Consider the following 25,839-nt stretch of genomic DNA (forward strand, 5'->3'; position numbering starts at 1 on the left):
TTCCAGTGAAAGGGTTTTGAATCAAGTTGTTTATCAGCATTAACTGATATTTTCTCAGAATGGCGGGGTGGTACGGACCGGTGTTTCCCCTCACCCGCGCAGGAAAAACGCTCAGTGGTTCGCTCCGGCGTCGTGTTCGGTGAAGGGGCGGCGCTTGATCGCACCGTCGGTGCCCCGACCCTTGAAAGGCAGCATCAGCATGCCCGGCAGGCGCGCCACTTCGTGCGGGTCGGCGTGGCCGTGGATGCCGATGACCATGCCGAGCTGGCCCCCGCGCGGTTGTTCGCGGTAGGTGCCGAAGAGGCGGTCCCACCAGGTCAGGTTGAAACCGAAGTTGGAATTGCTCTCGTCGTCTTCCACCGAGTGGTGCACGCGGTGCATGTCGGGCGTGACGAGGAACCAGCGCAGCACGCGGTCCACGCCGTCGGGCAGGCGGATGTTGCCGTGGTTGAACAGCGCGCAGGCGCTCAGCAGCACCTCAAAGACCACCACCGCCAGCACCGGCGCACCCAGCAGCGCGATGGTGGCGAACTTGATGCCCATGGAGAGCACGATCTCCAGCGGGTGGAAGCGCGCTCCGGTGGTGAGGTCGTAGTCCAGGTCGGCGTGGTGCACGCGGTGCAGCCGCCACAGCGTGGGCACGGCGTGCACCATCACGTGCTGCAGCCAGATCACGAAGTCCATCGCCACCACGGCCAGCGGCACCGCGAGCCAGAACGGCACGGCGAAATGGTTCAGCAGCCCCCAGCCCCTCTCGACGCCTAGGGCCGCCATGCCCACCGCCGCCGTGGGGAACAGCAGGCGCACGATCACGGTGTTGAGCAGCACGATGCCGAGGTTGCTGGCCCAGCGTTGCGCGCGCGGCAACTGGAGCACCCGGCGTGGCGACGCCAGCTCCCACAGGGCCACCAGGGCGAACGCGCCGACGAAGAAGCCCACCCGGATGAGGGGCTCGTTGCCGATGACGAACTGCTCAAAGCTCACAGGGCCTCCCGCAGCCGGGCGGTTTTCAGCTCGGTGCCGACGGACGCCAGCAAGGCCAGCAGCAGAAACGGCACCACGGCCAGGTTCAGCGCGGCCCAGCCGGCGCGGTCGTACAGCCAGCCCGCGGACAGGCTGGCGGTGGCCACGAGCCCGAACACCAGGAACTCGTTGATCGCCTGCACCTTGAGCTGTTCGGCCGGGCGGTAGGTCTGCGTGAGCAGGGCGGTGCCGCCCACGAAGGCGAAATTCCAGCCCACGCCGAGCAGGACCAGCGCCGAGACGAAATGCAGGAACTCCAGCCCCGAGAGCGCCACGGCCACATGCGCCAGCAGCAGCACGAAGCCGGTCTGCATGATGCGTGGCGCGCCAAAGCGCTTGACGAGGTGGCCGGTGAAGAACGACGGCGCGAACATGCCCACCACATGCCACTGGATCACCGGCGTGACGCTCTGCCCCGGCAGGCCGCAGCCCAGCATGGCCAGCGGCGTGGCCGTCATCACCATGATCATCACGGAGTAGCCCACCGCCGCGCCCAGGATCGACGTGAGCAGCAAGGGCTGGGACAGGAGCTCCCGCACGGAACGGGCCGTGCCCGTGGCGGCCGTCGCCACCGGCTTGAGCCGCACCTGCGACAGCAGGCCCAGCGCCACCACGCTGAGCGCGGCCTGCGCCAGGTACGAGCCCACGAACGGCCCGGCGATGAACCAGTCGCGCCCCCATTGCCCCAGTTGCGGCCCTACAAACGCGGCCACCACCCCGCCGGCCACCACCCAGGAAATCGCGCGGGTGGTGTGCGCCGTGTCCACCGCCTCCGCGGCGGCGAAGCGGTAGTAGTTGGCAAAACCCTGGTAACTGCCCAGCAGCAGGTGCCCCAGGGTGAATAGCCCGAACGAGCCCTGCCAGAGGCCCAGCCCGGCCAGTGCGCTGCCCACCACCCCCAGGCTGGCGCCGATCAGGAAACCCGAGCGGCGGCCCCAGCGGCGCATCAGCAGGGCCGCGGGCAGCGAAGCGATGGCCGTGCCGACCACCATCGCCGCCACCGGCAGCGTGGCGAGGCTTTTGTCGGGCGCCAGCAGGGCGCCCAGGATGGCGGCCAGGCTCATCGACAGCACGATGGCCGAGAGCATCAGGGCCTGGCTGCTGGCCAGCAGAAGCACGTTGCGGCGACCTGCAAACATGGTGGGCTTTCGTGGGATTCAGAAGACCAGGACCTGGTCGGCCTCGGTGGTCCAGTCGGCGAGCTGCGCGAGGGTGGAGCGCTGCGCGCCCTCCACCAGTTCCGCCGCGCCCAGGCCCCGCGCGTCCATGCAGGTGCCGCACAGCGCCACCTCGCCCTTGCGCAAGACCTTGCCCAGCATGAGCTGCAGGTTGTAGTAGCCCTCGGGCACCTTCTGGCCCGCCTTGGCGCAGCCCACGGCATCGGCCATGAGGAACACCCGCACCTGCACGCCTTCCTTGGCGGTCATGGCACCGGCCAGCCGCAGGCCGTTGTAGGCGCGCTCGTTGCCATAGGGCGCGTCGTTGAGGATGAAAAGCACCGAACGCATGGAGGGTTCCTGAAGAGGGGGTCACCCGGCCGACGGCAGCACCAGTGGCAGACCCGCGGCCTGCCACTCGCTCACGCCGTCGGACACCTTGCGCGCGCGGTAGCCGCGCGCGAGCAGCAGCGCCACGGCTTCGTCCGACAGCAGGCAGAACGGCCCGCGGCAGTAGGCGACGATCTCCTTGTCGCGCGGCAGCGCGGCCAGCCGCTTTTCGATCTCGGCCAGCGGCATGGAGCGCGCATACGGCAGGTGGGCCGCATCGAACTCGTCCTGCGGCCGCACGTCGATCACCACCACCTCGCCGCGCTGCGCCTGCGCCATCAGCGCCTGGCGGTCCACCGAGGCGAGCTGGTCCGGCTGCGCCACCATCTGGTTCAGTGCCATGCGCAGCTCCAGCAGGTGTTCTTCGGCCACCTCGCGCAGTTTCACGCCCAGGCCCGCCACGTCCGGCCCGCTCAGGCGGTAGTGGATGAACTTGCCCTCGCGCCGGCTGGTGACCAGGCGCGCATCGCGCAACGCCTTCAGGTGGGCGCTGGCGAGCTTGATGTCGATCGACAGCTCGGCCGCGAGCACGTCCACCGACTTTTCGCCCTGCGCCAGCATCTCCAGCAGCTCCAGCCGCTTGGGGCTGCCCAGGGCCTTGCCGATGCGGGCCACCTGCTCGTACAGCAGGTCTTTGAGTTTGCGCTTGTTCATTGGAAACATTCTATTGATTATTGGATTGTTGGGTGAAAAGCACCCGACCAACGGTCACGCCGTCGTTCTCGGCCTGCGCCGGGCTGGGGGCTGGCGGTCCTGCGGTGGGCGGACATCCGGGGCACGCCGTTGGTCTGAATTTGATGCATGTCAAATGAATCTTTTGCCGGCGGCGTCTAAAATAGATTCATCAAAAATGCATCTTTAAGCGTGTGATCGGCCTTGTCTGGCACCCATGCCGATCACCGCAGCGCCTGGCGGCGGGATGCCAACCGGTGCTTTCCGTCCCACTCCGTCCCTTCCTTCTTCACGAGGTTCCCATGAGCAACACTCAGACTCTCCAGAACGTTCACCTCTTCGACGCCCGCGGGGTGGCCAAGCGCTTTCGCCACGCCGCCATCTTCGGCGCGCTGAAAAGCCTGCAGCCGGGGGAAACCATGCGCTTCGTCAACGACCACGATCCCATCCCCCTGCTGGCGCAGATCCGCCAGACCTTCGGGGACGCCGTGTCCCTGGAATACCTGCGTCGGGAACCGGGCGAAGTGGTGCTCGACTTCTGCGTCATTGGTTGAATGCCGGGTGTGCCGCCCGGCGCGCAGGAGCCTTCCATGACACCCACCCCTTTTCCCTACGACGGCCCGGACGCCCTGCTCGAACCGATCGCCAAGGCGCTGCGACGTGTCGTGGACCCGGAGGTTTCCATCAACGTGGTGGACCTGGGCCTGATCTACCGGGTGAGCGTGGCCGACAACAAGGTGCATGCCCGGGTGACCATGACCTCGGCCGCCTGCCCGGTGACCGACCTGATCATCGAAGAGATCGAAAACGAGCTGGACCGGGACCTGCCGCCCGAGATGCTGATCCAGGTGGAGCTGGTCTGGGAGCCGCCCTGGAGCGAGGAACGCCTGAGCGAGCGCGCACGGCGCTTCATGGACCGCTGATGGCCGAGCGCGCCTCACGCATCGCCCGCCCGCCGCCGCGCCGTGGCCGGCTGGCGCCGCTGCTGCTGGCCCTCGTGGCCATGGCCCTGCTGGGCGGCATCGCCGGGGGGCTGTTGCGGGCCGGCGTGCAACTGCCCGAGCTGTTGCAGTCCCACGCATGGCTGGGGCGCGCCGCGCTGTCGCACGCGGCCCTGATGATCTGCGGCTTCCTGGGCACGGTCATCGGCATCGAGCGGGCCGTGGCCGTCAAGGCCGCGGGGGCCTGGCTGGCGCCGCTGGCCTCCGGCCTGGGCGGGCTGTGCCTGCTGCTCGGGTTCGGTGGTGTGGCCGCGGTCCTGATCGTGGTGGCCGCGGCCGTCTTCGTGGCCGTCAACCTGGTGATCGTCCGCCGCCAGCGCGCGGCCCATACGGTGCTGCTGTTGGCCGCCGCGCTGGCTTGGCTCGCGGGCGGCCTGGTGTTCCTGTTCCGGCCGGGTGACGTGGCCAGCCTGCCCTGGTGGTTCGGTTTTCTGGTGATGACGATCGCCGCCGAGCGGCTGGAAATGACCCGGCTGATGCGGGCGCGCCCCGGCGCCCGGTTCTCGCTGCTCCTGGTGCTGGCCGCCGTGGTCGGGGGCGCCGGCTGGTCGATGTTCGCGCCCATGGCCGGGGGCGTGCTCTACGGCGTGGCGCTGTTCCTGCTGGCCGTCTGGCTGGGGGTGTTCGACATCGCCCGCCGCACCATCCACGCCGACGGCCTGACGCGCTACATGGCCGTGTGCCTGTTGGGCGGTTATGCCTGGCTCGCCATCGCGGGCCTCGCCTGGGCTGGGGCCGCGCTGGGCCTGCCGCTGCGCGACGCCGCGCTGCACGCCCTGGGGCTGGGCTTCATCGTCAGCATGATGATGGGGCACGCGCCGGTGATCCTGCCGGCCATCGCGCGGGTCAAGCTGCAGTTCGGCGGGCTGTTCTACCTGCCGCTGGCGGCCCTGCACCTGTCGCTGCTGGTGCGCCTCGGGCCGGGGCTCGCGGACCTGGGCCTGCGCGCCAGCGGCGCTTTGTTCAACGCCGTGGCCATGGGCCTGTTTGCCGCCACGGTGGCGGGCGCGGTGCTGGTCTGGCGCCTGAAACACGGGCCGGCGCCGTAGGCGCGGGGTCTACGCCGACGCTTCTTCCAGCTGGCCGCGCAGGGCCTGCACCTGCTGGCGCAGGGCGGTGTTCTCGGCCTGCAGCTGCGCCACCTGTTGGCGCAAGGCCGTCAGTTCGTCGGTGGGCGGCTGGGCCTCCTGCGGCTGCGCGCTTGCATCCGCATCCGTGTCCTGCGGCTTGCGCCGCGACTCGCGCACCCGCTTGGCCGCCAGCTTGAGCTCGTCCTTGCCGGCCAGCGCGGCGGCCTTCTGCTCTTCGGCCGGCAGGCTGGCCACAGCCGCCGCCGCGTTGAGCGAGATCGTGCCGGACTTCAGGGCCGCGACCAGCTCGGGCTCGGCCTGCTTCTGGATCTTTTCGATCATCACCACCTGGCTGCTGCTGAGCCGCGCCGCCTTGGCGATGTCTTCGCGGCTGTGCAGGGGCTTGGATTCGAGCGCGGGCGCGGTGGCGGCCGGGCTGTCCGTTGGCCTGGCCGGCTCAGTCTGATCGGATGCCTCGGGCAGTGCGTCCGCCGACGGCGCGGCCAGCGCCCGCGAGCGCCGTTCGGCAATGATCTCGCGCTTGCGCAGCGCCAGCACGCCGCGCTGGAAGTCCGACACGCTGCGCCGGCCCAGGTGCTGGTCGATCATCCACAGGTGCACATCCTCCATGGACTGGAAGCGCGGGTTCTGCACCGTCTGGAAGGGCAGGCCGTGTTGCTGGCAGATGCCGTAGCGGTTGTGCCCGTCCACCAGCACGTCGCCCCAGAGCACCAGCGCATCGCGGCAGCCCTCGGCCAGCAGGCTGCGCTCCAGCGCCTCGTGTTCCTCCGGGGTCAGGGGGTCGATATAGGCTTTGAGGTCCGGGTTGACGGTGATGTTCATGGGGTCGGGGTTCGGGGCGTGGCTTGGGGGCGCGAATTGTAGATGGGCGGCCAACGCAGGGCCTCGCGCCGGCGTCAGGGGTCGGCGAACAGTTCGACGATCAGCTGGCGCAGCCACACGCTGTCCGGGTCGCGGTTGTACTTGGCGTGCCAGAACAGGTTGATGGCGATCTCGGGCAGCTTCACCGGGTGCGGGGAGATCACCAGCTTGAACGGCTCCTGGCAGCGCTGCGCGAAGCGCTCGGGCAGCGTCGCGATCAGGTCGGTACTCTGCAGGATGTGGCCCACGGCGATGAAGTGCGGCACCACCAGGCGCATGCGCCGTTCGATGCCCGCGCGCGCCAGCAGGCCGTCCACCTCGCCGTGGCCGGTGTTCGGCGCCACCACGCCCACGTGCTCCAGCTTGCAGAACTGCGCCAGGCTCATGGGCGAGCGGGCCGTGGGGTGGCCCTGGCGGAACATGCACACGTAGCGCTGCCGGAACAGCCGGCGCTGGAAAAAACCGGCCTGCAGATGCGGCATCAGGCCCAGTGCGAGGTCCACCGACCCCGAGGCCATGTCTTCCCGCAGCTGGTCGGCGTTCGGCCGGTGGGTGTGGACCCGCACCTGCGGCGCCAGGCGCGACAGGGCGTCCATCAGCGGCGGCATGAAGTACATCTCACCGATGTCGGTCATGGCCAGGTTGAAGGTGCGCTGGCTGGTCAGCGGGTCGAACGAGTCGCGCCGCGACAAGGCGGTCTGCAGCGCGTTGAGCGCGTACACCACCGGCTCGGCCAGATGCAGCGCATAGGGTGTGGGCTCCATGCCGCGCGAGGTGCGCAGGAACAGCTCGTCCTTCAACACCGCGCGCAGGCGCTTGAGCGCGTTGCTCACCGCCGGCTGCGAGAGCCCGAGCTTGTCGGCGGCCGTGGACGCGCTGCGGTCGAGCAGCAGCTGGTTGAACACCACCAGCAGGTTCAGGTCGATGTCGCGCAGGTCCATGGGGTGGCCGCCATATTCATGATGGTGATTCTATCTATGCGGTTTGCTTTATCGACTGATATGACTTGGCGCTCCAGAATCGCCCCACATCGGAGACATCGAGACACAAACCGCCATGGAACTCGTCGTAGAACCGCTCAAGCTGCGCCTGAACGTGGACAGTGGAAAGAACCTGCTGGACGTGCTGCGGGCCAACGAGGTTCCCATCTCCTACAGCTGCATGTCGGGGCGCTGCGGCACCTGCCGCTGCCGCGTGGTGGACGGTGACCTGATGGACGCCGGCCCCGAAGCCGGCCGCCCGCAGACCGGTACGGGCCGCTACGTGCTGGCCTGCCAGGCGGTGCTGACCGACAACTGCACCATCGAAGTGCCCGAGGTGGACGAGGTCGTGGTGCACCCCGCGCGCATCATCAAAGGCACGGTCACCGCCATCGAGGACGCCACGCACGACGTCCAGCGCCTGCGGGTGCGGCTGGCCAAGCCGCTGGCCTTCAGCCCGGGGCAGTACGCCACGCTGCAGTTCACGCCCGAACACATCCGGCCCTATTCCATGGCGGGCCTGCCCGACGACACCGACATGGAGTTCCAGATCCGCCGCGTGCCTGGGGGCCAGGTCTCGGCGTACGTGTTCGACGAGCTCAAGCCCGGTTCGACCATCCGCCTCAGCGGCCCGCTGGGCACGGCCTACCTGCGCCGCAGACACACGGGGCCTATGCTGTGCGTGGGCGGCGGCACCGGGCTGGCGCCCGTGCTCTCGATCGTGCGCGGTGCGCTCGAAGGGGGCATGGAGAACCCGATCCACCTGTACTTCGGGGTGCGCAGCCAGCACGACCTGTACGACGCCGACCGCCTGAGCGCGATGGCGCAGCGCCACCCCAACCTGCGCGTTCACATCGTGGTGGCCACCGGCCCGGTGGAAGCCGGCCAGCGCCGCGGCCTGGTGACCGACGCCATCGCGCAGGACATCGCCTCGCTCGCCGGCTGGCGCGCCTACCTGTGCGGCGCGCCCGCGATGGTGGAGGCGCTCGGCCTGCTGGTGCGCCAGATGGGCATGGCCCCCGAGCATGTGCACGCCGACGCTTTCTACCCCGGCGGCGTCTGATCCGCACCGCCCGGCCCCACCCAGAACCCAACCACAGGAGACCCCACGATGAGCGAAACCCCCACCGTGTTTCCCCAGGACCCGGCATGGCCGGGCGAAGGCACCAGCCGCGTCCCGTTCTGGGCCTATACCCGCGACGACCTCTACCGGCGCGAGCTGGACCGCTTCTTCTACGCCGGCCACTGGTGCTACGTGGGCCTGGAGGCCGAGATCCCCCACCCGGGCGACTTCAGGCGCTCGGTGATCGGCGAGCGCTCGGTCATCATGGTGCGCGACCCCGACGGCGGCATCAACGTGGTGGAGAACGTCTGTGCCCACCGCGGCATGCGCTTCTGCCGCGAGCGCAGCGGCAAGGCGACGAAAGACTTCTTCTGCCCCTACCACCAGTGGAATTACAGCCTCAAGGGCGACCTGCAGGGCGTGCCGTTCCGCCGCGGCGTCAAGCAGGACGGCAAGGTCAACGGCGGCATGCCCAAGGACTTCAAGCTCGAAGACCACGGGCTGACCAAGCTCAAGGTGGCCACCCGTGGCGGCGTGGTCTTCGCGTCGTTCGACCACGATGTGGAGCCGCTGGAGGCCTTCCTCGGTCCCACCATCCTGCATTACTTCGACCGCGTCTTTGATGGCCGCCCGCTCAAGGTGCTGGGCTACCGGCGCCAGCGCATTCCGGGCAACTGGAAGCTGATGCAGGAGAACATCAAGGACCCCTACCACCCCGGTCTGCTGCACACCTGGTTTTCCACCTTCGGCCTCTGGCGCGCCGACAACAAGTCCGAGCTCAAGATGGACGCGCACTTCCGCCACGCCGCCATGATCTCCACGCGGGGGCAGGGCGGCAGGAACGAGGAGGTGGTGGCCGGTGTGGACAGCTTCAAGGAGTCCATGAAGCTCAACGACCCGCGCCTGCTCGACATCGTGCCCGAGCCCTGGTGGGCCGGCCCGACCGCGGTGATGACCACCATCTTCCCCAGCGTGATCATCCAGCAGCAGGTCAACAGCGTGTCCACGCGCCACATCCAGCCCAACGGGCATGGCTCGTTCGACTTCGTCTGGACCCACTTCGGCTTCGAGGACGACACGCCCGAGATGGAGCAGCGCCGCCTGATCCAGGCCAATCTGTTCGGCCCGGCCGGCTTCGTCTCGGCCGACGACGGCGAGGTGATCGAGTGGTCGCAAGAGGGCTTCGAGCAGAAGCCCGCGCACCGCACCGTGCTCGAAATGGGCGGGCACGACATTGGCGACACCGATCACATGGTGACCGAGACCCTGATTCGAGGCATGTACGGCTACTGGCGCAAGGTGATGGGGGAATGAACATGATCGACTTCAAGACCTACTTCGAACTGCTCAATCTCTACAGCGACTACGCCATGGTGTGCGACTCGGCCGACTGGGAGCAGTGGCCCGATTTCTTCGTCGAGGAGGGCAGCTACCGGCTGCAGCCCCGCGAGAACCACGAGCAGGGCCTGCCCCTGTGCCTGCTGGCGTTGGAGAGCCAGGCCATGATCCGCGACCGGGTGTACGGCGTGAAGGAAACCATGTACCACGACCCGTACTACCAGCGCCACATCGTGGGCACGCCGCGCGTGATCCGGATCGAGCAGACGGCCGACGGCGAACGCATCGAGTCCGAGGCCAACTACGCCGTCATCCGCACCAAGATCGACGCCGAGTCCATCGTGCTGAGCGCCGGCTTCTACCGCGACGTGATCGTGCGCCGGCCCGAGGGCCTGAAGCTGCTGTCGCGCCTGTGCGTGTACGACAGCGAAATGATCGCCAATTCCATCATCTACCCGATCTGAGGCAAGCCCATGGCAGAAGACAACTGGACCGACGCGGTGGCGTTCGAAGACGTGCCCGAGGGCGATGTGATGGGCATTGTGGTGGCCGGCCAGGAGGTCGCGCTCTACGAGGTGGACGGGCAGGTGTACGCCACCTCCAACCTGTGCACCCACGGCGCGGCGCGCATGAGCGACGGCTTTCTGGAAGGGCGCGAAATCGAATGCCCGCTGCACCAGGGCAAGTTCGACGTCTGCACCGGCCAGGCCCTGTGCGCGCCGCTGACCGAGAACATCCGGACCTACCCGGTGAAGGTCGAGAACCGGCGCGTGTGGCTCAAACTGGGCGGATGCCCGGCCGCTTGAAGGCCTGGCGTGCGCGCTCGGCCTTCGGGCGGATCGCGCATGGTTCGGCGTGGTCGTTGATCAGCCCCATGGCCTGCATGAAGGCGTACACGGTGGTGGGTCCCACGAATTTCCAGCCGAGCTTTTTCAGGTCGCGCGACAGCCGCTCCGACTGCGCCGAGGTCGAGACCGTCTGGGGCGTCGCCAGTTGCGCCGCCTCGGGCTCGTAGCGCCAGATGAACGCGGCCAGCGAGCCTTCTTGCTGGACGAGCTCCACCGCGCGTGCGGCGTTGTGGATCACCGCCTCGATCTTGCCTCGGTGGCGCACGATGCCCTTGTCCTGCAGCAGCCGCTCGACGTCGCTCTGGGTGTAGCGCGCGACCCGGTGGAAGTCGAAGCCGTCGAAGGCGGCCCGGAAGTGGTCGCGTTTGGCGAGGATGGTGCGCCAGCTCAGCCCCGACTGGAAAGCCTCCAGGCTGATCTTCTCGAAGAGGCGCCGGTCGTCGTCGACCGGGAAGCCCCACTCGTGGTCGTGGTACGCGAGGAACTCGGGCGCCGCCGCGCACCAGCGGCACCGTGCTGCCCCGTCGGGGCCGATGATGGTTGTGCTCATTGGACGACCCTCCGTGCTGCACTCATGTTTCGATGGCCTTGTCTGATGCTGTCATTGGACGGGGGTTCAACCGAGCAGGGACTGCAGCTGTTGATCCATTCTCGATGGGGCGATTTCAACGATCTCGGCTGTCACGACATCTTCGGCAACAAACGGGTCTTCGTTCACCCGGTCCAGAAGCTCCTGTCTCGTTGTGTGGTGTGCGAGCAGGCCCCCTCCCTGCTGGGGCTGGATGCTTCCCGCCAGCAGGAAGACGCCGTCATCGAAGCCGTGGTCGAGCCAGCGCTTGTGCCCCTCCAGGAAACGACTGGCCTGTGATCGGTTGTTCGAGAACCTGAGCAATACGACAAACATGGGATTCGACTCCTGTTGAATGGTTGATCTCGCGCTTGCCCGAGGGGTCAACCCCGGGGCGCCATGCCTTGCTCCAGCCACGCGTGCAGCTGCCGGACTTCGCGGTGCAGGAAGCGCTTGTCGCCCAGGGCATTCGCGAGGGTGGCGATGCCTTGGCTGCGGCCCAGCAGGTGCATCGCCAGCGCATCGGCGTCGGACTTGCGGCCCAGCGCCACGAACTGCCGCTTCAACCAGGTGCGAAACAGCGTGAACAGCGCATTGGCCTGTTCTTTGCCGGCGTGGTCGAGCTTGGCGAGCTCGGTGCACAGCGTGCCGACCGGGCAGCCGTACCGCAGGATCGGCGCCTGGTTGACGATCAGCATGTCGGTGAACCGGCGCAGGCGTTCCAGGGGGGAGGCGGCGTCCTGCTCCCAGCGGTCCAGCATCCGCTGGGTGTTGGCCAGACGCAGCGCGATCACCGCGTCCAGGATTTCGTCCTTGCTCTTGAAGTGGTAATAGAAGTTGCCGCGCGAGATCTGCACCGAATCGGCGATGTGGGCGAACGAGGTGTGCCCGTAGCCGTTTTCGTAGAACAGCCGGTCGGCGGCTTCAACGATGTGGTCACGTGTCTGCTTGTCACCCATGAAGAGGCGTTCCTGAGGAAATTTGGCACTCACCGAGAACCGCGGCCGGTCGTGGTCCATGGTCGGCCGTCACGGAACTGCGCGGGTTCTTGGGTCCTTTTTAGGACGGTTGTCCTATTGATCGAGAATATAGGACAGTTGTCCTACGTCGTCAATGGGGCGGTTTCAGGCCGCGCAGCGGCGCGCGATCCAGGTGTCGATGGACAGCTTGCCCGGGCCGTGCGCCATCAGGTAGAGCAGCACGGCGGCCCAGGTGCCGTGGGTGGGGTAGGCGTCGGGGTAGACGAAGAGCTGGATCACCAGCGTCATGCCCAGCAGGCCCAGGGCCGACAGGCGCGTGGCCAGGCCGAACAGGATGAAGATGGGCAGGATGTGCTCGCCGAGCGCGGCCAGGGTCGCGCCCAGTTCGGGCGACAGCAGGGGCAGCTTGTATTCCTCCTTGAACAGGAACACCGCGTTGTCCGACAGCCGGGGCATGCCCAGCGTGAACTGGCCGCCGACGATGTCGATGGCCAGACCTTCGATCTTGGTCTGACCCGATTTCCAGAACACCGCGGCGATGGAGAAGCGCGCGATGAAGGCCAGCAGGGTGTTGGGCAGATGGCCCATCAGGCGGTGCACGCTCTGCAGCAGCGCGCTCAGGCGCGCCATGGTGCCGTCGGTGGCGGCGTTGGCGGGGGAGGGGGTGGTGAGGGTGTTCATGGCGGTCTCCTGGGTGTTGTGGTTGAAAGGTGGCCAGTGGCTCAGTGGGCGTGCTCCACCCCGATCAACAGTTCGTGGCGGATCAGGGTGGCCAGGGCCTGGGTGAGGTCGAAGTCGGGCGCGGCGGCCAGGGCCCGCTCCAGGGCCTGGCCAAAGGGGTCGTCCAGCAGCAGGCCCAGCACCAGCTCGTCCATGCCGGGCGGGGTCTGCCAGACCATCACGTCCAGGCCGCTGCGAAACACCAGGGCCGACTCGGCCTGCGCGGGGTCGATGTCTTCCAGCGCGAGGCCGCTGCCCTCCTGGTGGGCCGCCCAAAGCGAGACGGCCGCGTGCGCGGAGCGCAGGAGGTGCAGGCTGGGGGCCAGCCGCCAGCGCAGCGTGGGCAGCGCCCGCGCGTCGTGCATGACCGCCGCGATGGCCTGGGCGTCCATGGCGCGGGCGTCGGCGGCGTGCAGGGCCTGCAGGCGCAGCATTTCGAGTTGCGCCACGTCGGCCAGGTAGGGCAGGCTGGCCGCGGGAGCGAAGCGGGCGATGAACCCGGGCAGCTCGGCGCCGTAGTGGCTGAGCACCCGGGTGCGGGGCGGGTGGGCGCGCACGAAGACCTGGGCCATGGCGCGGAAGAAGGTTTCGCCCACCAGCTCTTGCGTGACCGGGAAGGTGTGGGCCAGCGCGTCCACCAGCGACACCATCACGTTGTTGCGGTGCACGGCCAGGCGGCGCTGTGGGTCGCTGTGGTTCCAGGTGACGAGGCCGCTGGGGGCGGCCTGCGCCGGGTCGAGCAGGGCCTGGGCCCAGCTGTGTTGCGTGCTCATGGGGAGGCCTCCAGCGACGGGGCGTAGCGGGTGCGCGTGCGTGGGCAGGGCCGGGCAGGGGGCGTCGCCAGCGCGCCCGCCGACAGGTGCTGTTCCGCCAGCCGCGCCTCGTGGTGCAGCACCTCGAAGCTGGGCACGTCGTTGTCGCGCTCGATCAGCGTGGGCTGCGCGCCGGCGAGGGCCAGCGCGGTGTCGTACAGCGCCCAGACCGCTTCGGCCACCGGCGAGCCGTGGGCGTCGATCAGCAGGCGGTCGCCCGCGCCATCGACGTCCTCGGCAAAGCCCGCGAGGTGGATTTCGCCGGTGGCGTGGCAGGGCAGTTCGCACAGGCTGCGCAGGGGGTCGCGGCCGTGGTTGATGCTGGAGACGTAGACGTTGTTCACGTCCAGCAGCAGGCCGCAGCCGGTGCGCTGGATCACCTCGCGCAGGAAGTCGCCTTCGCTCCAGGTGGAGCTGGCGAACGCCACATAGGTGGACGGGTTCTCCAGCAGCATGGGGCGGCCCAGCCGGGTCTGTACCTGGTCGATGTGGTCGCACACGCGCCGCAGCATGGGCAGGTTGTAGGGCAGGGGCAGCAGGTCGTTGAAGAACACGCCGCCGTGGCTCGACCAGGCCAGGTGTTCGGAAAACAGCGCGGGCTGGTAGCGTTCGACCAGCCGGGCCACCGCGTCCAGGTGTTCGGCGTCGAGCGGGTCCTCGCCGCCAATGGACAGGCCCACGCCGTGGATGCTCAGCGGGTAGCTTTCGCGGATGCGGGTGAGGTGGTGGTGCATGGGGCCACCGGCCACCAGGTAGTTTTCCGCATGCATTTCAAAGAAACCCACGTCGGGCCGGTGCGCGTGGATGTGGGCAAAGTGTTCAGGTTTGAGGCCCAGCCCGGCGCGCTGTGGCAGCGGCCCGGGAACGGGCGCGCGGGGCTGGCTGAGCGCGGCCAGCGCGACGGGACCGGAGGCAGAAGCGGGGTGAAGGCTCATGGGGGTTCTCCGGTGTGCGGCGGCCGCGCGGCCTGGGTCAGGCCTTTTCCTGGAAGGCCTTGAGCTGGCCAAATCCGGTGGGCGACGTGGGCGATGCGGTCTTCTCGCAGCTGCCCTTGGGCACCAGCGACCAGGCGTTGCCCTGGTGGTCCACCTTGGAGGTGCCGGCGCAGGTGGTGCCGGGGCCGGCGGCGCAGTCGTTCTTGCCTTTGAGGGCCACGCCAAAACATTTTTCCTTGTCGGCGCTCTGGGCGGCGGCCGGGCTGGCGGCCAGCGTCAGGGCGGCGCCCATGGCCAGGGCGAGGGCGGTGCCCGAAGCGATGCGGGCGGCGTTGCGGCGGGTGAGGGTGGGGTTCATGGTGATCTCCTGAAACGGTTGGGGGTGGGTTGCTTGCCAACAAGATGGGCTTGCAAGGTGTAGTCGCGGCCATGCGGCGGTTCTTACACCGGACCTGAAAATTCCGTGTGGCGGCCGACGAAGCCCAGGCCGGCGCAGGCCTTCGTCGATGACCGCAAGGGAGGGCTGTAACGATGGGCCGTCGCCGAACGACCAAGCAGCTCTTCAACACCTCATCAACACCATTTCACACCGGAGGTCCCCCCACGGGTTGGTTGCCACTTTGCGGAGTGCGCCTGCATGCCGACTCCGGGCGCGCGGACGCGTGCGCGAGAATGCGCCCCTGTGGTGCCACGGGTGCGTGGCGCCGCCGCGCATCGCATCGTTTCATCGGAGTTGTCCATGCAGGGTTTTTTCAGCACGGTGTTTTCCCGACCGATCGTGATCGGCGCTCTGCGCGTGTCGTTCGTGGTGGGCTGTGTGCTCAACCTGATCAACCAGGGCGAGGCCTTGCTGGCTGGCGCGGGCATTTCGTGGGGGCACGTGGTGCTGAATTTTCTGGTGCCCTACGCGGTGTCCAGCTACAGCGCGGCCCGCAACCAGCTGACGAACCGGGCCGCACCGTGAGCGCGACGGGCCTGCCGCCGGGGGTCGATCCGGCTGAACTCAGCGCCCTACGGGGCAAGATGCTCAAGTTCGCGGCGCTGCAGCTGGGCGACGCCCAACTGGCCGAAGACGCCGTGCAGGAAGCGCTGCTCGGTGCCTTCAAGAACACGGCCACCTTCGCCGGCAAGGCCAGCCTGAAGACCTGGGTGTTCGCCATCCTCAAGCACAAGATCACCGACATCCTGCGCCACAAGCAGCGCCACGTGTCGTCGCAGCAGGTGGTGGGCGACGCCGACGAAGAAGCGGACCTGAACGAGCTGTTCGATGCCCGTGGCATGTGGGAGTCCGATGAGCGGCCGGCCACCTGGGGCAACCCCACGGAGACGCTGCACGACAAGCAGTTCTGGAAGGTGTTCGAGCTGTGCCTGGAGGGGTTGCCCGGGCAGCAGGCCCGCGTGTTCATGATGCGCGAATACATCGGGCTGGACGCGCGCGAGATCTGCACCGAGGTGGGCATCACCTCGACCAATCTGAATGTGATGCTCCACCGCTCGCGGCTGCGGCTGCGCGAGTGCCTGGAGAACCGCTGGTTTGCGCAAGGAGGGCAACATGCTGAACTGTCGTGAGGTGACCCGCCTGGTGTCCGAATCCCAGGAGCGCAAGCTGTCGGTCACGGAGAAGCTGTCGCTCAACCTGCACCTGATGATGTGCGACGGCTGCAAGAACTTCAGCCTGCAGGTGCCGTTCCTGCGCCGGGCCATGCGGGCCTACGCCGAGCGGGTGGATGATGTGGTGGACGGCGCGGCCGATGCGCCGGCCCGGCCCCAAGGGGACGGCGAGCCCTGAGCGCCTTGTCCGGCCGGGCGCCGGCTCATCGAGGGGCGGGCAGCCCGCGCCGGCTCGCTTCGGCCTGCAGCGCATCGAGATCGGCGGCCCAGTCGATGCGGCGGTGGCTGAGCACGTCCAGCCGCCGGTTGTTCAGCGCGTCGGCCAACGGGCCATGGGCGTGCAGGCGGGCGTCGCGCCGCACCAGCAGGTCGGCGATCAATGGCCGGTAGAAGGCCAGGAAATGGGTCAGCCAGGCGCATGCGTGTTCATGCCCGGTCACCGGGCCGGGGCTGCAGCGGTCCAGGCAGGCCAGCGTGCGCGCCGCGTCGAACCAATGACCGTCGGTGACCCATTGGTTGGTGGTGAAGAGGTTCACGGGCAGGCCCCGGGCGTCGAGCGCGATGGCCAGCAGGTGGGTGGGGGCGGTGCGTTTCCACACCGTGCGGCCCAGCGTGGGCCGACGGCGGCGGCCCGACGCGGTGGCATGCCAGAACACATGCAGGTGGCCGTGCTCGTCGCCGTGGTTGCGGTGGGCGTGGTAATAGAACTGGGCGCCGCTGCGCAGATCGATCACGTCCGCCGGCGGGTAGTGTTCGTACGCCACCACCTGGGCGCCCCGCACCCAGCTCTGCAGCAGCGAGCCCGACGCGGTGGTCGCCCGCTCGAACGCCTCCACGCTGGACAGGCCGTGGCGGAGCGCGGTGTTGAGTTCGGCCAGCGGGGTCGAGCGCCAGTGGCGGCGCAAAACAGAGGATGCGGACATGGGGCCTCGGTGAAGGAATCCCCGGAACCGCCGATGGGACCCGGGGGATCGGGCGCAAGACCTGGGGCTTATTGGGCTTTACAGGCGCCGCACTTGGCCTTGCAGGCACCACACTTGGCGGCGGCGCCGCATTTGGACATGGATTTGGCCGGGCCGCATTTGGCGCCACCGCAGGCGCGGCAGGCCATGGCGCAGCCCCCGAGGGCGGCGGTGGTGACAACGGCGGCGGCCAGGCTCATGGACAGGCGGGAAGAGAACGTGGACATGGAAAGCTCCTGATGTGATGGACATGCCAGGGTCTCGTGCATCGCCAGACAGGCGTGCACAAGCCTTGGTGGGGTTCAGTCGCCGCAGGTCGCCGAATCGTTACACCGCTCAGGGCGTCAAAGAGACATTCTTTGCTGCCTTCGAAATTCTGCCGGGGTGCAGTCCACCTCGCGCCGGAAGAACTTGCTGAAGTTGGTCGCCTCGTCGAAGCCCAGCTTCTCGGCGATGGTGGCGACATGCAAGTCCGTGTGCACCAGCAGGCGCTTGGCTTCCAGATGGATGCGCGCCGCGATGAAGGCCTTGGCCGTCGTGCCCATGGACGCCGCCACGGCGCGCGCCAGCGTCTTTTCGGTATAGCCGAGGTGGCTGGCGTAGTCGGCCACCTGGTGCCATTGCGCGAAGCGCTCGTCCACCAGTTGCTGGAACCGGTTGAAGCGTTGCAAGGCCGCGGAGACCGGAAGCCCTTGTACCTGTTGCCGACCTTGGAGGATGCTCAGCCGCGTCAAGAGCGTGTGGAGCTGATGACGCAGCAAGGCATGCACATCTTCCTGCGGCGCGTCGATCAGTGTGTCCTCACGCATCTGCTGAAACAGGTCCGTGGCCTTGCGCAGCTCCTGGCTGCTGAGGACCATGTGTTCAGGCAACCTCTCCAGATTGAGCGCGAGCTTGAGGTCGTGAGACGTCGTGGAAACGGGCAAGACAAACTCCGGGCGGAACAACAGGTTCCAGCCGTCCCAGTCTTCATCTTCTCCGTAGTTGTGGGCCTGTCCTGCCCGCAACACCAGCAGCGACCCCGGCTCACAAGAGATCGACTTGAAGTCGACCATCTGGGTACATCTTCCCTGCGTGACGCACACCAAGGTGTGGAACTCGTACCTGTGGGTCACGCGCACCTGTTCCTTGCCCCGGTGTCTGAGGTCGGCCACAGAAAAGACTTCGAGGTCGAGCTGGTAGGGCGCCTGCGGTTGATAGCCCAGGCGCTGAATCTCCGTGTTCACCTGCGTGCTTCCTGATGCGGACTGAATCGCTTCCGAGGCCTTGGATGGCTGTTTTCTGAAAATGTCCTGAAAGTATCCGTCATTGTCGCTTATATACCGTTTCAATCGGTCTTATTTGTCCAAATATAACCATATTGAAATCGTCCGAGAAGGACAGCCAACCCCGGCGCTGGCACAGCCATCTTCCACAACCGCGTCAACACAGGAGCGCACCATGAACAACATCGACATCGCCAAGACCTACATCAAAGCCGTGCAAACCGGCGACCAGGCCACGCTGGGCAGCACCATTTCGCCCGACGTGATCTGGCACCAGCCCGGCAACAACCGGTTTTCCGGCACGCATCGCGGCATGGCCGCTGTGGGCCCGATGCTGGGCAAGATGATGGAAGTGTCCAAAGGCACGTTCGCCATCACCCGTGCCGACCACTACATGGCCAATGGTGACTGGGTGGCCATCACCATTGAATTTGCCGGTGAGCGCGACGGCATCCAGCTCAAGCAGCCGGGCGTGGACCTCATCCGCATCGAGGGCGGCAAGATCGTTGAGGTGCGGCTGTTCTCCAGCGACCAGACGCAAGAGGATGCCTTCTGGGGGCAGTGACGCCTGCGGCATGCGTGACCGGCCCATGGCGCTCGGAGCCTTTCCGTGAAACAGCGTTACGCACAAATCCCAAACACGCTGACGCGCAAAGACCCATGCCGCTTTCACAGCGGCATGCGCTCGTCCTTGAGCACGCGCAACACGAAGCTCGATTTGCTGTGGCGGATGCCGGGAATCTTGTAGAGCTTCTCGCGCAGCAGCCGCTCGTAGTCGCGGGTGTTCTTCACCGCGATGCGGATGTAGTAGTCGTAGTCGCCCGAGATCAGGTAGGCCTCCATCACCTCGGGAATGGTGGCCAGCGTTTTGCCGAACTCGTAGAGCGCCTCGTCGGTGTGGCTGTCCAGCGTGAGCTGCACGATGACCGTGTCCTGCCAGCCCAGCTTGGCGCGGTTCAGGTCCGCCGTGTAGCGCTTGATCACGCCCTCCGCCTCCAGGCGCTTGATCCGGCTCCAGCAGGTGGTGGGCGAGAGGTGCACCGCCGCACCGATCTCTTGCAGGGTCTTGCGCGAATCGGCCAGCAGCTCGCGCAGGATGGCCATGTCGTGGCGATCGAAGCTGGCCGGCGAATCTTCGTCGATGGGCTGTTTTGGAAGATGGATTTTCGGCTTTGTCACCAGAACGTCTCCAATAAATCGAAAACATTCTGGCATGTTTGCAGAAAAATATGCCAATGAACACCACCACCGCCGAACACTTTTCGGAAACGCCGCTTTCAGAGGCTTCGCCTTCGCAAGATCCGATCGCCGCCACCGGGCCGCTGGCCGCCCGCAACGGGGCCGAGCTGCTGCTCGACACCCTGCTGGCCTGTGGCATCGACACGGTCTTTGGTTACCCCGGCGGCGCCGCGCTGCCGCTCTACGACGCGCTGTACCAGCGGCCGGCCCTGCGCCATGTGCTGGTGCGCCACGAACAGGCCGCCGTGCACGCGGCCGAGGGCTACGCGCGTTGCACCGGCCGTGTGGGGGTGGTGCTCGTCACCTCGGGGCCTGGGGTCAGCAACACCCTCACCGGTTTGCTGGATGCGCACAGCGACGCGATCCCGGTGTTGTGCATCAGCGGCCAGGTGGCCACCGGCGTGATCGGCACGCAGGCTTTCCAGGAATGCGACGCGATCGGCATGTCGCGCCCCGTGACCAAGTGGAACCACCAGCTGCGCGACGCCAGCGAGGTGGCCGCCGCCGTGCGCAAGGCCTTGTGCATCGCCGCCTCGGGCAAGCCGGGGCCGGTGCTGTTGGACGTGCCCAAGGACGTCCAGCTCCAGTGCGCCACGGCGCCAGCCCATGACGACGGTGGCGACGTGCTCACGGTGTTGCCCCCGCTGCCGGCCGCGGCGGCCCTGCAGCGAGCGGTTGAGTTGATCGGCGCCGCGCGCCAGCCGGTGCTGTACGGGGGCGGTGGCCTGATCAGCGCGGGGCCCGAGGCCTGCGAGACCTTCACCCGCCTGGCGCGCCGGCTGCACCTGCCGACCACACTGACCCTCATGGGCCTGGGCGCCTTCCCCGCGTCGGACCCGCGCTTCCTCGGCATGCTGGGCATGCACGGCACGCTCGAAGCCAACCAGGCCATGCACCACGCCGACCTGATCCTCTGCGTGGGCGCGCGCTTCGACGACCGCGTGACCAGCAAGCTCGCGGACTTCGCGCCGCGCGCCCGCAAGATCCACATCGACATCGACGCGAAGAACATCAACAAGGTGGTGCCGGTCGATGTGGCCCTGCATGGCGACTGCGGCGCCGTGCTGCAGGCCCTGCTCGCCAGCCTGCCCGCCGAGCCGCCACCGGCGCAACGGCTGGACGCCTGGTGGCAGCGCATCGCCGGCTGGCGCGGCTTCGACAGCCTGGGCTTCACGCCGCGCGGCGACGCCATCCTGCCGCAACAGCTGATGCACGAACTGCAGCGGCAACTGGCGCCCCGCGACGCCATCGTGGCCACCGACGTGGGCCAACACCAGATGTGGGCGGCGCAGCACCTGCGCTTTGAAGCGCCCCGGCGCTGGCTGACCTCGGGCGGCGCGGGCACCATGGGCTACGGCCTGCCCGCGGCCATCGGCGCGCAGATCGCGCACCCCGACAGAACCGTGGTCTGCGTGAGCGGCGACGCCTCCATCCTGATGAACATCCAGGAGCTGTCGACCGCCGTGCAACACGGCACGCCGGTGAAGGTGATGCTGTGCAACAACGGCTACATGGGCATGGTCCGCCAGTGGCAGGAGCTGGTGCATGGCAACCGCATCAGCCACAGCTGGAACGCCGCGCTGCCGGACTTCGTGGCGCTGGCCCGGGCCTTTGGCTGGGGCGCGCGCCGCGTGGACGCGCCCGACGAACTCGCGGATGCGCTGGCCGAATGCCTGGCCCACGACGGCCCGTTCTTCCTCGACGTGCGCGTGGTGGCGCAGGAGAACTGCTACCCCATGATTCCGGCGGGACGCGGGCACCAGGAAATGATGCTGGGCGACCAGCGCTGGTACGCGTCGGAGCGGGCCACCGCCGGATGACGCTTGGCTGGGGGATCAATAGCCTCTGAGCTGGTTGTAGATCTCGATTTGCCCAGCGGTCAGCAGCTCCGCCATCGTCAAGTGGTATCCGAGGTGGGCGGCACGAAGCCGCCCCTGTGCGTTGGCCACTTGCAAGGTCGCGGTCATCAGGTTGTCCCGCGTGACCCTGCGCTCCTTGAAAAGGGCGTCCAGTCTGCCTTCGGCTGCGATGACCTCGGCGCCCAACGTCCGCGCCTGTGTCTTCATCTGCTCCAGCAGTTGCTGGGTCGTCGCGCGCTGTTCGGCGCTCAGGCCCAGGGCGTCCGCCATTTCCAGCACGTGCGATGGGCCTGGAAAGCCGTTGAGCTCGCCCGCCAAGGCAAGGGCCATGCCCTTGCCCTCACGGAGATCGGCGATCTGCTGGGGCGAGAGCGCCTTGATGTCTCGGCCCTGCATGCCTGCATAGGGCGAGGCCCATTCCGGTGCCGCCGGCTGATGGGCGGCGTGCTGGGCGAGCGCCGCCGATGGCGCTGCGGCCAGGAGCGGTCCCGCCAGCAGCGCGTTGAAAAGAATCGATGGGTGCATCTGCAGAACTCCGTTGGGTCGTTGCATGGGGCACCGATGATCCCTGTTCAAGCGGCACGCATCGTATGATTTTGATCATATGCAGATCGAATTTCCCCTGGAACTGGAAACACTCCTCACCCCAGCGCTGATGGAGGCCGCGGAACCTGTGAAGGTGGACCGGGGCACCCCTCTGTTCAGACAACGGCAAAAACCCAGGTTCATGCACTTCGTCGTCATGGGCGAAGTGCTGCTGCAGCGCGTGGACGAACAAGGTTCCGCATTGGTGCTGCAGCGGGTGCGGCATGGCTTTGTCGCCGAAGCCAGCCTCCAGGCGGTCGCCTACCACTGCGATGCGATCGCGGCGACACCGTCCCAACTGGTTCGCCTTCCGTTGGCAGACCTCCGGATGGCGCTGGCCTCAGACGCCCGCTTCTCGCAGAAGTGGATCACCATGCTGAGCGCTGAACTCCGGCAAGCACGCCTTCAGTGCGAGCGGCTGTCCCTGAAAGGGGTGGGTGAACGGCTGGTGCATCTGATTCGCACCGAAGGCGTCCAAGGCAGCTTGCCCATGGCCTCCGGGTTGAAGAGCCTCGCAGGGGACTTGGCGGTGACCCATGAAGCGCTCTACCGCGCCGTTGCGGCGCTGGAGCGCGAGGGCAAGTTGCAGCGGGTGGACGGCCATTTGTTGTGGAAGCCACCACGGTAAGCCTGCCAGCCGGTGAACGGAGGCAGAACCCCGCGACCCGCGGGCGCTCACGGCCCCGGTCGGTGTCTCAACCGCGGACGGGCGCGCGCAGAGCGGTGTTCAGCTGATCCACCACCTCGGCCCAGTCCGCGTCCTCCAGCAGCTCTTCGCGCAACAGAGCCGCCTGAGCCGGTGTCCAGAAGGGCGCATCGGCCAGCAGCACATCGTCTGGCAGGGGCGAGTGCGTTTTCAGGAAGGCCCGAATACCGGCCTCGTCCATGGGCAGGCCCAGCTGGGAAAAGAGTTCAGAGAAACGGTGGAATGACTTTTCCATGGTGGGGGTCCTTGTGGTTCAAACACACAACATCCGAAGACGTGGCCGGTGAAGCTTCACGCAAGCCTCACACAAGCGCCACGCTCAGCGCCAACACGATCGCTCCGCACGCCATCGCGGCCAGGTAGCCCAGGAGCACGGGCTTGCCGACCTGCGGGCCACCCGTCGTCCAGGCGATGCCGATTTTGGTCACCATGTTCGCCAAGGTCGCGAGACCGAGCGCCGTGACACTGGCGACCGTGGACAGGCCACCCGTTCCGTGCAGCCGGGCGAGCGAGATCAGGATCGCGTCCACGTCCACCAGGCCAGACACCGCCGACAGCACGTAGAGGCCGCTGGTGTCCAGCCACTGTTTCGCCGCGGGCACCAGGACGCTCATGACGGCGAGCAGCGCGCCAAAGCCGAGCGCGGTGCCGAGGTCAAACGGCGCCATCGTGTCGACGGCACCTTCCCCCACCGGGGTGTTGGCCTGCTTGCGCCACCGCCAGAGCGCCACCCCCAGCAACACCACGCCCGAGACCACCAGGCTGTTGCCCAGGGTGGACAGCAGCGACGGCTGCACCGCGGCCAGCAGGACGAGCATGCGAAAGAACATGACGCCACACGCGGCCAGCGAGCCAGCCGCTGCCGCATCCGCCAGGCGCGGCTGCTGGCGTGCGTACCGGGCCAAAGCCAGTGTGGCGGCCGTGGAAGAGGCCAGCCCACCCAGAATTCCGGTCCACAGGACGCCTCTTTGTGCGCCGGTGATGCGCATCGCGAAGTGGCCCGTCAGCGACAGGCCCGCGATCAGGATGACCGCCCACCACAGCTGGTAGGGATTGAGCGCGGCGTAGGGCCCCAGACCGGTGTTGGGCAGGTAGGGCAGGATCACCATGGACAACACCAGCAGCTGCAGCGAAGCCGTCAATTCGCGGTGATCGATCACGCGCAGCCAGCCGTGCAAGGTCGGCTTGAGGTCCAGCAGCACGGCGCCAATCACGGCGGCCGACAAGGCCAGGGTGATGTTGCCGTGGGCCGCAAAGGCGCCCAGCGCCAGCGTCAACAGCATTGCCACGGGGGTGGTGGCGCTGAGATCGCCCGACAGTTTGGCGCGGCGGGTGTAGGACACCGTCAGCAGCAGGGAGAGCCCGAGCAGCGCACCGAGCAAAGGCCAGGCACCGAAATCGGGCTGCAGATGCCCGAGCACACCACCGAGCAGACCGGTCAGCGCGAAGGTGCGCAGGCCCGCAACACGCCCCCCTTCCGGCAGCTCGCGGTTGTGCCAGCCACGTTCCAGACCGATCACCAGGCCGACGGCCAGTGCGGCGACAAGACCCTGGGCGCCAGGTAGCAGTTCGTAGCCGTTCATCGGACCTTTCCCATGGCCGCCCGCGCGGCCCCCTGCCGCATCTTACGCACACAGCCATCAAGGCGCGATGCTGATGCCGTTGGGCGCCTTGCCCACGGGAACCGTCTTCACGACCCTGCGGTCTTTCACATCAATCACGGAGACGGTGTTGGCGTAGGTGTTGGTCACATAGGCGTACCGGCCTTCCCGGTCAACGACCACGCCATGGGCGCCGGCGCCGGTCACGACGGTGTTGGTGACCTTGAAGCTCTCCAGATCGATCAGGCTGACGGTGTTGCCGGGTTTCTGGCGCGCGCCTTGGTTGGCCACCAGCAGCGTGCGCGAGTCCGGCGTGGCGTACAGCTGGATGGGGACCGCTCCGACGGCGACCTTGCGAATCACCTGGCGCGTGGCCGGGTCGATCACGGCGACGGCGTTTTCCTGCGACAGCGAGACAAAGGCCAGGCGGCCGTCTGGCGTGAAGCCGGTCTGGGCCGGGCCCTGGCCAACCGGCACCTGCGCCACCTCCTTCTGGCTGGTGGTGTCGACGACCGACACCGTGCCTCCCTTGAGGTTGGCGACGTAGACCTCTTTGCCGTCCGGGCTGATCCGAAGGCCATGGGGAAACTGGCCGACCGGAATGCTCGCCACGGGGCTTCGCGTCGACGTGTCGACCACGCTGACCGTGTTGTCGCCACCGTTGGTGACGTAGGCCAGACGGCCATCGGGCGACACCACCACATGGGCCGGGTGCATGCCCACCGGCACCCGGGCGACGACGGCGTGGGTGCCGGTGTCGATGACCCAGACCGCCCCGGGTTGCGCCATCGCCTCGTGGGCGCCTGGGGCCATGCCCTTGTGCGCGGAGGCGTCGCTCATCGGGCCGGGCTCGCCGTTGTTGGTCACCCAGGCGAACTGGCCGTCGGGCGATACCTGCACGTTGTGCGGCATCTTGCCAACGCGCACGCTCGCCAGCGTCTTGAACGAGGCGGCATCGAGCACGCTCACCGTGTCGGCGCCTTCATTGGCCACATAGACCTGGTCGGCGGCCCAGGTGGCACCCGACCAGGCCAGCAGGCCCATCTGCACCGCCGTCAAAAGCCAGTTGTTCTTGCTTGTCATCACGGACCGTCCTTGTTGAAACATCAGAGTTGCCAGCGAAAGCTGCGGGGAGCGGCTTCGCCCGGCCGGTCGATCCGGAGTTCGATCGCAGCCGGACGCGGCGCCGGTACGTCGAAGGCCAGCACGCCTTCGCGGTGGTGGCCGCCCGGTGGCGCGCCCAGCCAGCCCGTGGGCTTGAACGTGCGTCCGTCGTCGGTCGTCAAGGTGGCGCTTTGAACGAGGTCGTCGTTCAGGTCGGCGCTGTGCGTGTCCAGCACGACCGCGAACTCCCACGGGCTGCCTGGCACCCCGATCGACTTTGCGGTCACCTTGACCGTCACGCCCCGTTCGCTGGACGACTGCTCGGCGGCGGGGCTTGTCTGGGCCCAACCGACCCAGGGCGCCGCGACCATCAGCAGGCCGGCCAGGGCCATGGAAGCCATCCACCAACGGCGCCGGCCCGTCGCGCCGTCGTTTTCAAAAGCCATGGTGCGCTCCCTGAATAAAAGA

General features: G+C 67.6%; 35 protein-coding genes. 13 read left to right on the plus strand and 22 right to left on the minus strand.

Annotated features, from left to right (window positions below; translation table 11 throughout):
* Positions 1–111: 111 nt before the first annotated feature.
* From AC07YZ_RS18215 to AC07YZ_RS18230, 4 genes are read right to left on the minus strand one after another with little or no spacing between them, the layout of a single operon-like run.
* A complete protein-coding gene (locus tag AC07YZ_RS18215) occupies positions 112–984 on the minus strand; it encodes a sterol desaturase family protein (protein ID WP_494795758.1) in 873 nt (290 codons plus the stop codon).
* Positions 981–2,162, minus strand: coding sequence for an MFS transporter (locus tag AC07YZ_RS18220; protein ID WP_494795759.1), 1,182 nt, complete (start codon positions 2,160–2,162; stop codon positions 981–983). The genes AC07YZ_RS18215 and AC07YZ_RS18220 overlap by 4 nt, the downstream gene beginning before the upstream one ends.
* A gap of 18 nt (positions 2,163–2,180) precedes the next feature.
* Complete coding sequence (locus AC07YZ_RS18225) at positions 2,181–2,531, minus strand: DsrE/DsrF/TusD sulfur relay family protein (RefSeq protein ID WP_494795760.1); 351 nt, start codon at positions 2,529–2,531, stop codon at positions 2,181–2,183.
* Positions 2,532–2,552: 21 nt separating this feature from the next.
* Positions 2,553–3,224 carry an ArsR/SmtB family transcription factor gene (locus AC07YZ_RS18230; protein ID WP_494795761.1) on the minus strand — a complete coding sequence of 224 codons (672 nt, stop codon included), beginning with the start codon at positions 3,222–3,224 and terminating at the stop codon, positions 2,553–2,555.
* Positions 3,225–3,544: 320 nt separating this feature from the next.
* Between AC07YZ_RS18230 and AC07YZ_RS18235 the strand changes: the two genes are divergently transcribed.
* Genes AC07YZ_RS18235 through AC07YZ_RS18245 form a run of 3 tightly spaced genes read left to right on the plus strand, consistent with a single transcriptional unit; the run spans position 3,545 to position 5,292 of the window.
* Positions 3,545–3,796 carry a DUF2249 domain-containing protein gene (locus tag AC07YZ_RS18235; protein ID WP_494795762.1) on the plus strand — a complete coding sequence of 84 codons (252 nt, stop codon included), beginning with the start codon at positions 3,545–3,547 and terminating at the stop codon, positions 3,794–3,796.
* A gap of 36 nt (positions 3,797–3,832) precedes the next feature.
* Entirely contained in the window at positions 3,833–4,165 is a 333-nt protein-coding gene (locus tag AC07YZ_RS18240; RefSeq protein WP_226494501.1) for a metal-sulfur cluster assembly factor, read from the plus strand.
* Complete coding sequence (locus AC07YZ_RS18245; protein WP_494795763.1) at positions 4,165–5,292, plus strand: DUF8744 domain-containing protein; 1,128 nt, start codon at positions 4,165–4,167, stop codon at positions 5,290–5,292. Before AC07YZ_RS18240 ends, AC07YZ_RS18245 begins: the two co-directional genes overlap by 1 nt.
* Positions 5,293–5,301: 9 nt before the next feature.
* On the opposite strand, the gene AC07YZ_RS18250 is transcribed toward AC07YZ_RS18245, so the two are convergent.
* Complete coding sequence (locus AC07YZ_RS18250; protein WP_494795764.1) at positions 5,302–6,156, minus strand: ParB N-terminal domain-containing protein; 855 nt, start codon at positions 6,154–6,156, stop codon at positions 5,302–5,304.
* A 74-nt stretch (positions 6,157–6,230) separates the two neighbouring features.
* The gene (locus AC07YZ_RS18255; protein WP_494795765.1) at positions 6,231–7,136 is read right to left on the minus strand and encodes a LysR family transcriptional regulator; all 906 of its coding nucleotides are present in this window, start codon (positions 7,134–7,136) and stop codon (positions 6,231–6,233) included.
* 115 nt (positions 7,137–7,251) lie between these two features.
* Here AC07YZ_RS18255 and AC07YZ_RS18260 point away from each other — a divergent pair, with 115 nt between their 5' ends.
* From AC07YZ_RS18260 to AC07YZ_RS18275, 4 genes are read left to right on the plus strand one after another with little or no spacing between them, the layout of a single operon-like run.
* A complete protein-coding gene (locus tag AC07YZ_RS18260) occupies positions 7,252–8,238 on the plus strand; it encodes a 2Fe-2S iron-sulfur cluster-binding protein (RefSeq protein ID WP_494795766.1) in 987 nt (328 codons plus the stop codon).
* 48 nt (positions 8,239–8,286) lie between these two features.
* Positions 8,287–9,552 carry an aromatic ring-hydroxylating dioxygenase subunit alpha gene (locus AC07YZ_RS18265; RefSeq protein ID WP_494795767.1) on the plus strand — a complete coding sequence of 422 codons (1,266 nt, stop codon included), beginning with the start codon at positions 8,287–8,289 and terminating at the stop codon, positions 9,550–9,552.
* The gene (locus tag AC07YZ_RS18270; protein ID WP_494795768.1) at positions 9,549–10,040 is read left to right on the plus strand and encodes an aromatic-ring-hydroxylating dioxygenase subunit beta; all 492 of its coding nucleotides are present in this window, start codon (positions 9,549–9,551) and stop codon (positions 10,038–10,040) included. The genes AC07YZ_RS18265 and AC07YZ_RS18270 overlap by 4 nt, the downstream gene beginning before the upstream one ends.
* Before the next feature lie 9 nt (positions 10,041–10,049).
* Entirely contained in the window at positions 10,050–10,382 is a 333-nt protein-coding gene (locus AC07YZ_RS18275) for a non-heme iron oxygenase ferredoxin subunit (RefSeq protein ID WP_226494495.1), read from the plus strand.
* Here AC07YZ_RS18275 and AC07YZ_RS18280 read toward each other — a convergent pair.
* The 7 genes from AC07YZ_RS18280 to AC07YZ_RS18310 all read right to left on the minus strand — a co-directional run bounded on the left by AC07YZ_RS18280 (position 10,354) and on the right by AC07YZ_RS18310 (position 14,797).
* Complete coding sequence (locus tag AC07YZ_RS18280) at positions 10,354–10,974, minus strand: DNA-3-methyladenine glycosylase I (protein WP_494795769.1); 621 nt, start codon at positions 10,972–10,974, stop codon at positions 10,354–10,356. The genes AC07YZ_RS18275 and AC07YZ_RS18280 overlap by 29 nt on opposite strands.
* 66 nt (positions 10,975–11,040) lie before the next feature.
* The gene (locus AC07YZ_RS18285) at positions 11,041–11,328 is read right to left on the minus strand and encodes a YciI family protein (protein ID WP_494795770.1); all 288 of its coding nucleotides are present in this window, start codon (positions 11,326–11,328) and stop codon (positions 11,041–11,043) included.
* A gap of 47 nt (positions 11,329–11,375) precedes the next feature.
* Positions 11,376–11,951 carry a TetR/AcrR family transcriptional regulator gene (locus tag AC07YZ_RS18290; RefSeq protein ID WP_494795771.1) on the minus strand — a complete coding sequence of 192 codons (576 nt, stop codon included), beginning with the start codon at positions 11,949–11,951 and terminating at the stop codon, positions 11,376–11,378.
* Between the two features lie 165 nt (positions 11,952–12,116).
* Positions 12,117–12,560 (minus strand): DoxX family protein, encoded by a 444-nt coding sequence (locus AC07YZ_RS18295; protein ID WP_494795838.1) that lies wholly within the window; start codon positions 12,558–12,560, stop codon positions 12,117–12,119.
* Between the two features lie 134 nt (positions 12,561–12,694).
* A complete protein-coding gene (locus AC07YZ_RS18300; RefSeq protein ID WP_494795772.1) occupies positions 12,695–13,465 on the minus strand; it encodes an HvfC/BufC N-terminal domain-containing protein in 771 nt (256 codons plus the stop codon).
* Positions 13,462–14,439: an MNIO family bufferin maturase gene (gene bufB / locus AC07YZ_RS18305; protein WP_494795773.1), complete on the minus strand. Its 978-nt coding sequence runs from the start codon at positions 14,437–14,439 to the stop codon at positions 13,462–13,464. The genes AC07YZ_RS18300 and bufB overlap by 4 nt, the downstream gene beginning before the upstream one ends.
* Before the next feature lie 37 nt (positions 14,440–14,476).
* Positions 14,477–14,797 carry a BufA1 family periplasmic bufferin-type metallophore gene (locus AC07YZ_RS18310; protein WP_494795774.1) on the minus strand — a complete coding sequence of 107 codons (321 nt, stop codon included), beginning with the start codon at positions 14,795–14,797 and terminating at the stop codon, positions 14,477–14,479.
* A gap of 381 nt (positions 14,798–15,178) precedes the next feature.
* Between AC07YZ_RS18310 and nrtS the strand changes: the two genes are divergently transcribed.
* Genes nrtS through AC07YZ_RS18325 form a run of 3 tightly spaced genes read left to right on the plus strand, consistent with a single transcriptional unit; the run spans position 15,179 to position 16,228 of the window.
* Complete coding sequence (gene nrtS, locus AC07YZ_RS18315) at positions 15,179–15,403, plus strand: nitrate/nitrite transporter NrtS (protein ID WP_068171463.1); 225 nt, start codon at positions 15,179–15,181, stop codon at positions 15,401–15,403.
* The gene (locus tag AC07YZ_RS18320; RefSeq protein WP_494795775.1) at positions 15,400–16,008 is read left to right on the plus strand and encodes an RNA polymerase factor sigma-70; all 609 of its coding nucleotides are present in this window, start codon (positions 15,400–15,402) and stop codon (positions 16,006–16,008) included. The genes nrtS and AC07YZ_RS18320 overlap by 4 nt, the downstream gene beginning before the upstream one ends.
* Positions 15,992–16,228: a zf-HC2 domain-containing protein gene (locus AC07YZ_RS18325; RefSeq protein ID WP_494795776.1), complete on the plus strand. Its 237-nt coding sequence runs from the start codon at positions 15,992–15,994 to the stop codon at positions 16,226–16,228. Before AC07YZ_RS18320 ends, AC07YZ_RS18325 begins: the two co-directional genes overlap by 17 nt.
* Positions 16,229–16,253: 25 nt before the next feature.
* On the opposite strand, the gene AC07YZ_RS18330 is transcribed toward AC07YZ_RS18325, so the two are convergent.
* From AC07YZ_RS18330 to AC07YZ_RS18340, 3 genes are all read right to left on the minus strand, one after another.
* Entirely contained in the window at positions 16,254–16,973 is a 720-nt protein-coding gene (locus tag AC07YZ_RS18330; RefSeq protein WP_494795777.1) for a DUF6969 family protein, read from the minus strand.
* Positions 16,974–17,041: 68 nt separating this feature from the next.
* Positions 17,042–17,239, minus strand: coding sequence for a hypothetical protein (locus AC07YZ_RS18335; RefSeq protein WP_226494486.1), 198 nt, complete (start codon positions 17,237–17,239; stop codon positions 17,042–17,044).
* 117 nt (positions 17,240–17,356) lie between these two features.
* A complete protein-coding gene (locus tag AC07YZ_RS18340) occupies positions 17,357–18,343 on the minus strand; it encodes an AraC family transcriptional regulator (RefSeq protein ID WP_494795778.1) in 987 nt (328 codons plus the stop codon).
* Between the two features lie 109 nt (positions 18,344–18,452).
* Here AC07YZ_RS18340 and AC07YZ_RS18345 point away from each other — a divergent pair, with 109 nt between their 5' ends.
* Positions 18,453–18,842, plus strand: coding sequence for a nuclear transport factor 2 family protein (locus AC07YZ_RS18345; protein WP_226494484.1), 390 nt, complete (start codon positions 18,453–18,455; stop codon positions 18,840–18,842).
* Between the two features lie 104 nt (positions 18,843–18,946).
* Here AC07YZ_RS18345 and AC07YZ_RS18350 read toward each other — a convergent pair whose 3' ends face one another.
* Positions 18,947–19,381, minus strand: a complete 435-nt coding sequence (locus AC07YZ_RS18350; protein ID WP_068171858.1) for an Lrp/AsnC family transcriptional regulator — start codon at positions 19,379–19,381, stop codon at positions 18,947–18,949.
* A 131-nt stretch (positions 19,382–19,512) separates the two neighbouring features.
* Here AC07YZ_RS18350 and ilvB point away from each other — a divergent pair, with 131 nt between their 5' ends.
* The gene (gene ilvB, locus AC07YZ_RS18355) at positions 19,513–21,336 is read left to right on the plus strand and encodes a biosynthetic-type acetolactate synthase large subunit (RefSeq protein WP_494795779.1); all 1,824 of its coding nucleotides are present in this window, start codon (positions 19,513–19,515) and stop codon (positions 21,334–21,336) included.
* Positions 21,337–21,351: 15 nt separating this feature from the next.
* On the opposite strand, the gene AC07YZ_RS18360 is transcribed toward ilvB, so the two are convergent.
* Positions 21,352–21,927 (minus strand): hypothetical protein, encoded by a 576-nt coding sequence (locus AC07YZ_RS18360; protein ID WP_494795780.1) that lies wholly within the window; start codon positions 21,925–21,927, stop codon positions 21,352–21,354.
* A gap of 52 nt (positions 21,928–21,979) precedes the next feature.
* On the opposite strand from AC07YZ_RS18360, the gene AC07YZ_RS18365 reads away from it, so the two are divergent.
* Positions 21,980–22,588: a Crp/Fnr family transcriptional regulator gene (locus AC07YZ_RS18365; RefSeq protein ID WP_494795781.1), complete on the plus strand. Its 609-nt coding sequence runs from the start codon at positions 21,980–21,982 to the stop codon at positions 22,586–22,588.
* Between the two features lie 67 nt (positions 22,589–22,655).
* Here the strand turns inward: AC07YZ_RS18365 and AC07YZ_RS18370 are convergent, their stop codons facing one another.
* The 4 genes from AC07YZ_RS18370 to AC07YZ_RS18385 all read right to left on the minus strand — a co-directional run bounded on the left by AC07YZ_RS18370 (position 22,656) and on the right by AC07YZ_RS18385 (position 25,817).
* A complete protein-coding gene (locus AC07YZ_RS18370) occupies positions 22,656–22,901 on the minus strand; it encodes a DUF2789 domain-containing protein (protein ID WP_226494480.1) in 246 nt (81 codons plus the stop codon).
* A gap of 67 nt (positions 22,902–22,968) precedes the next feature.
* Entirely contained in the window at positions 22,969–24,249 is a 1,281-nt protein-coding gene (locus tag AC07YZ_RS18375) for an MgtC/SapB family protein (RefSeq protein ID WP_226494479.1), read from the minus strand.
* Between the two features lie 57 nt (positions 24,250–24,306).
* Positions 24,307–25,353 (minus strand): YVTN family beta-propeller repeat protein, encoded by a 1,047-nt coding sequence (locus tag AC07YZ_RS18380; RefSeq protein WP_494795782.1) that lies wholly within the window; start codon positions 25,351–25,353, stop codon positions 24,307–24,309.
* Positions 25,354–25,373: 20 nt separating this feature from the next.
* Positions 25,374–25,817 carry a hypothetical protein gene (locus AC07YZ_RS18385; RefSeq protein WP_494795783.1) on the minus strand — a complete coding sequence of 148 codons (444 nt, stop codon included), beginning with the start codon at positions 25,815–25,817 and terminating at the stop codon, positions 25,374–25,376.
* Positions 25,818–25,839 lie beyond the last annotated feature (22 nt).

The sequence above is a fragment of the Hydrogenophaga sp. GW101-3F08 genome (assembly GCF_059424585.1).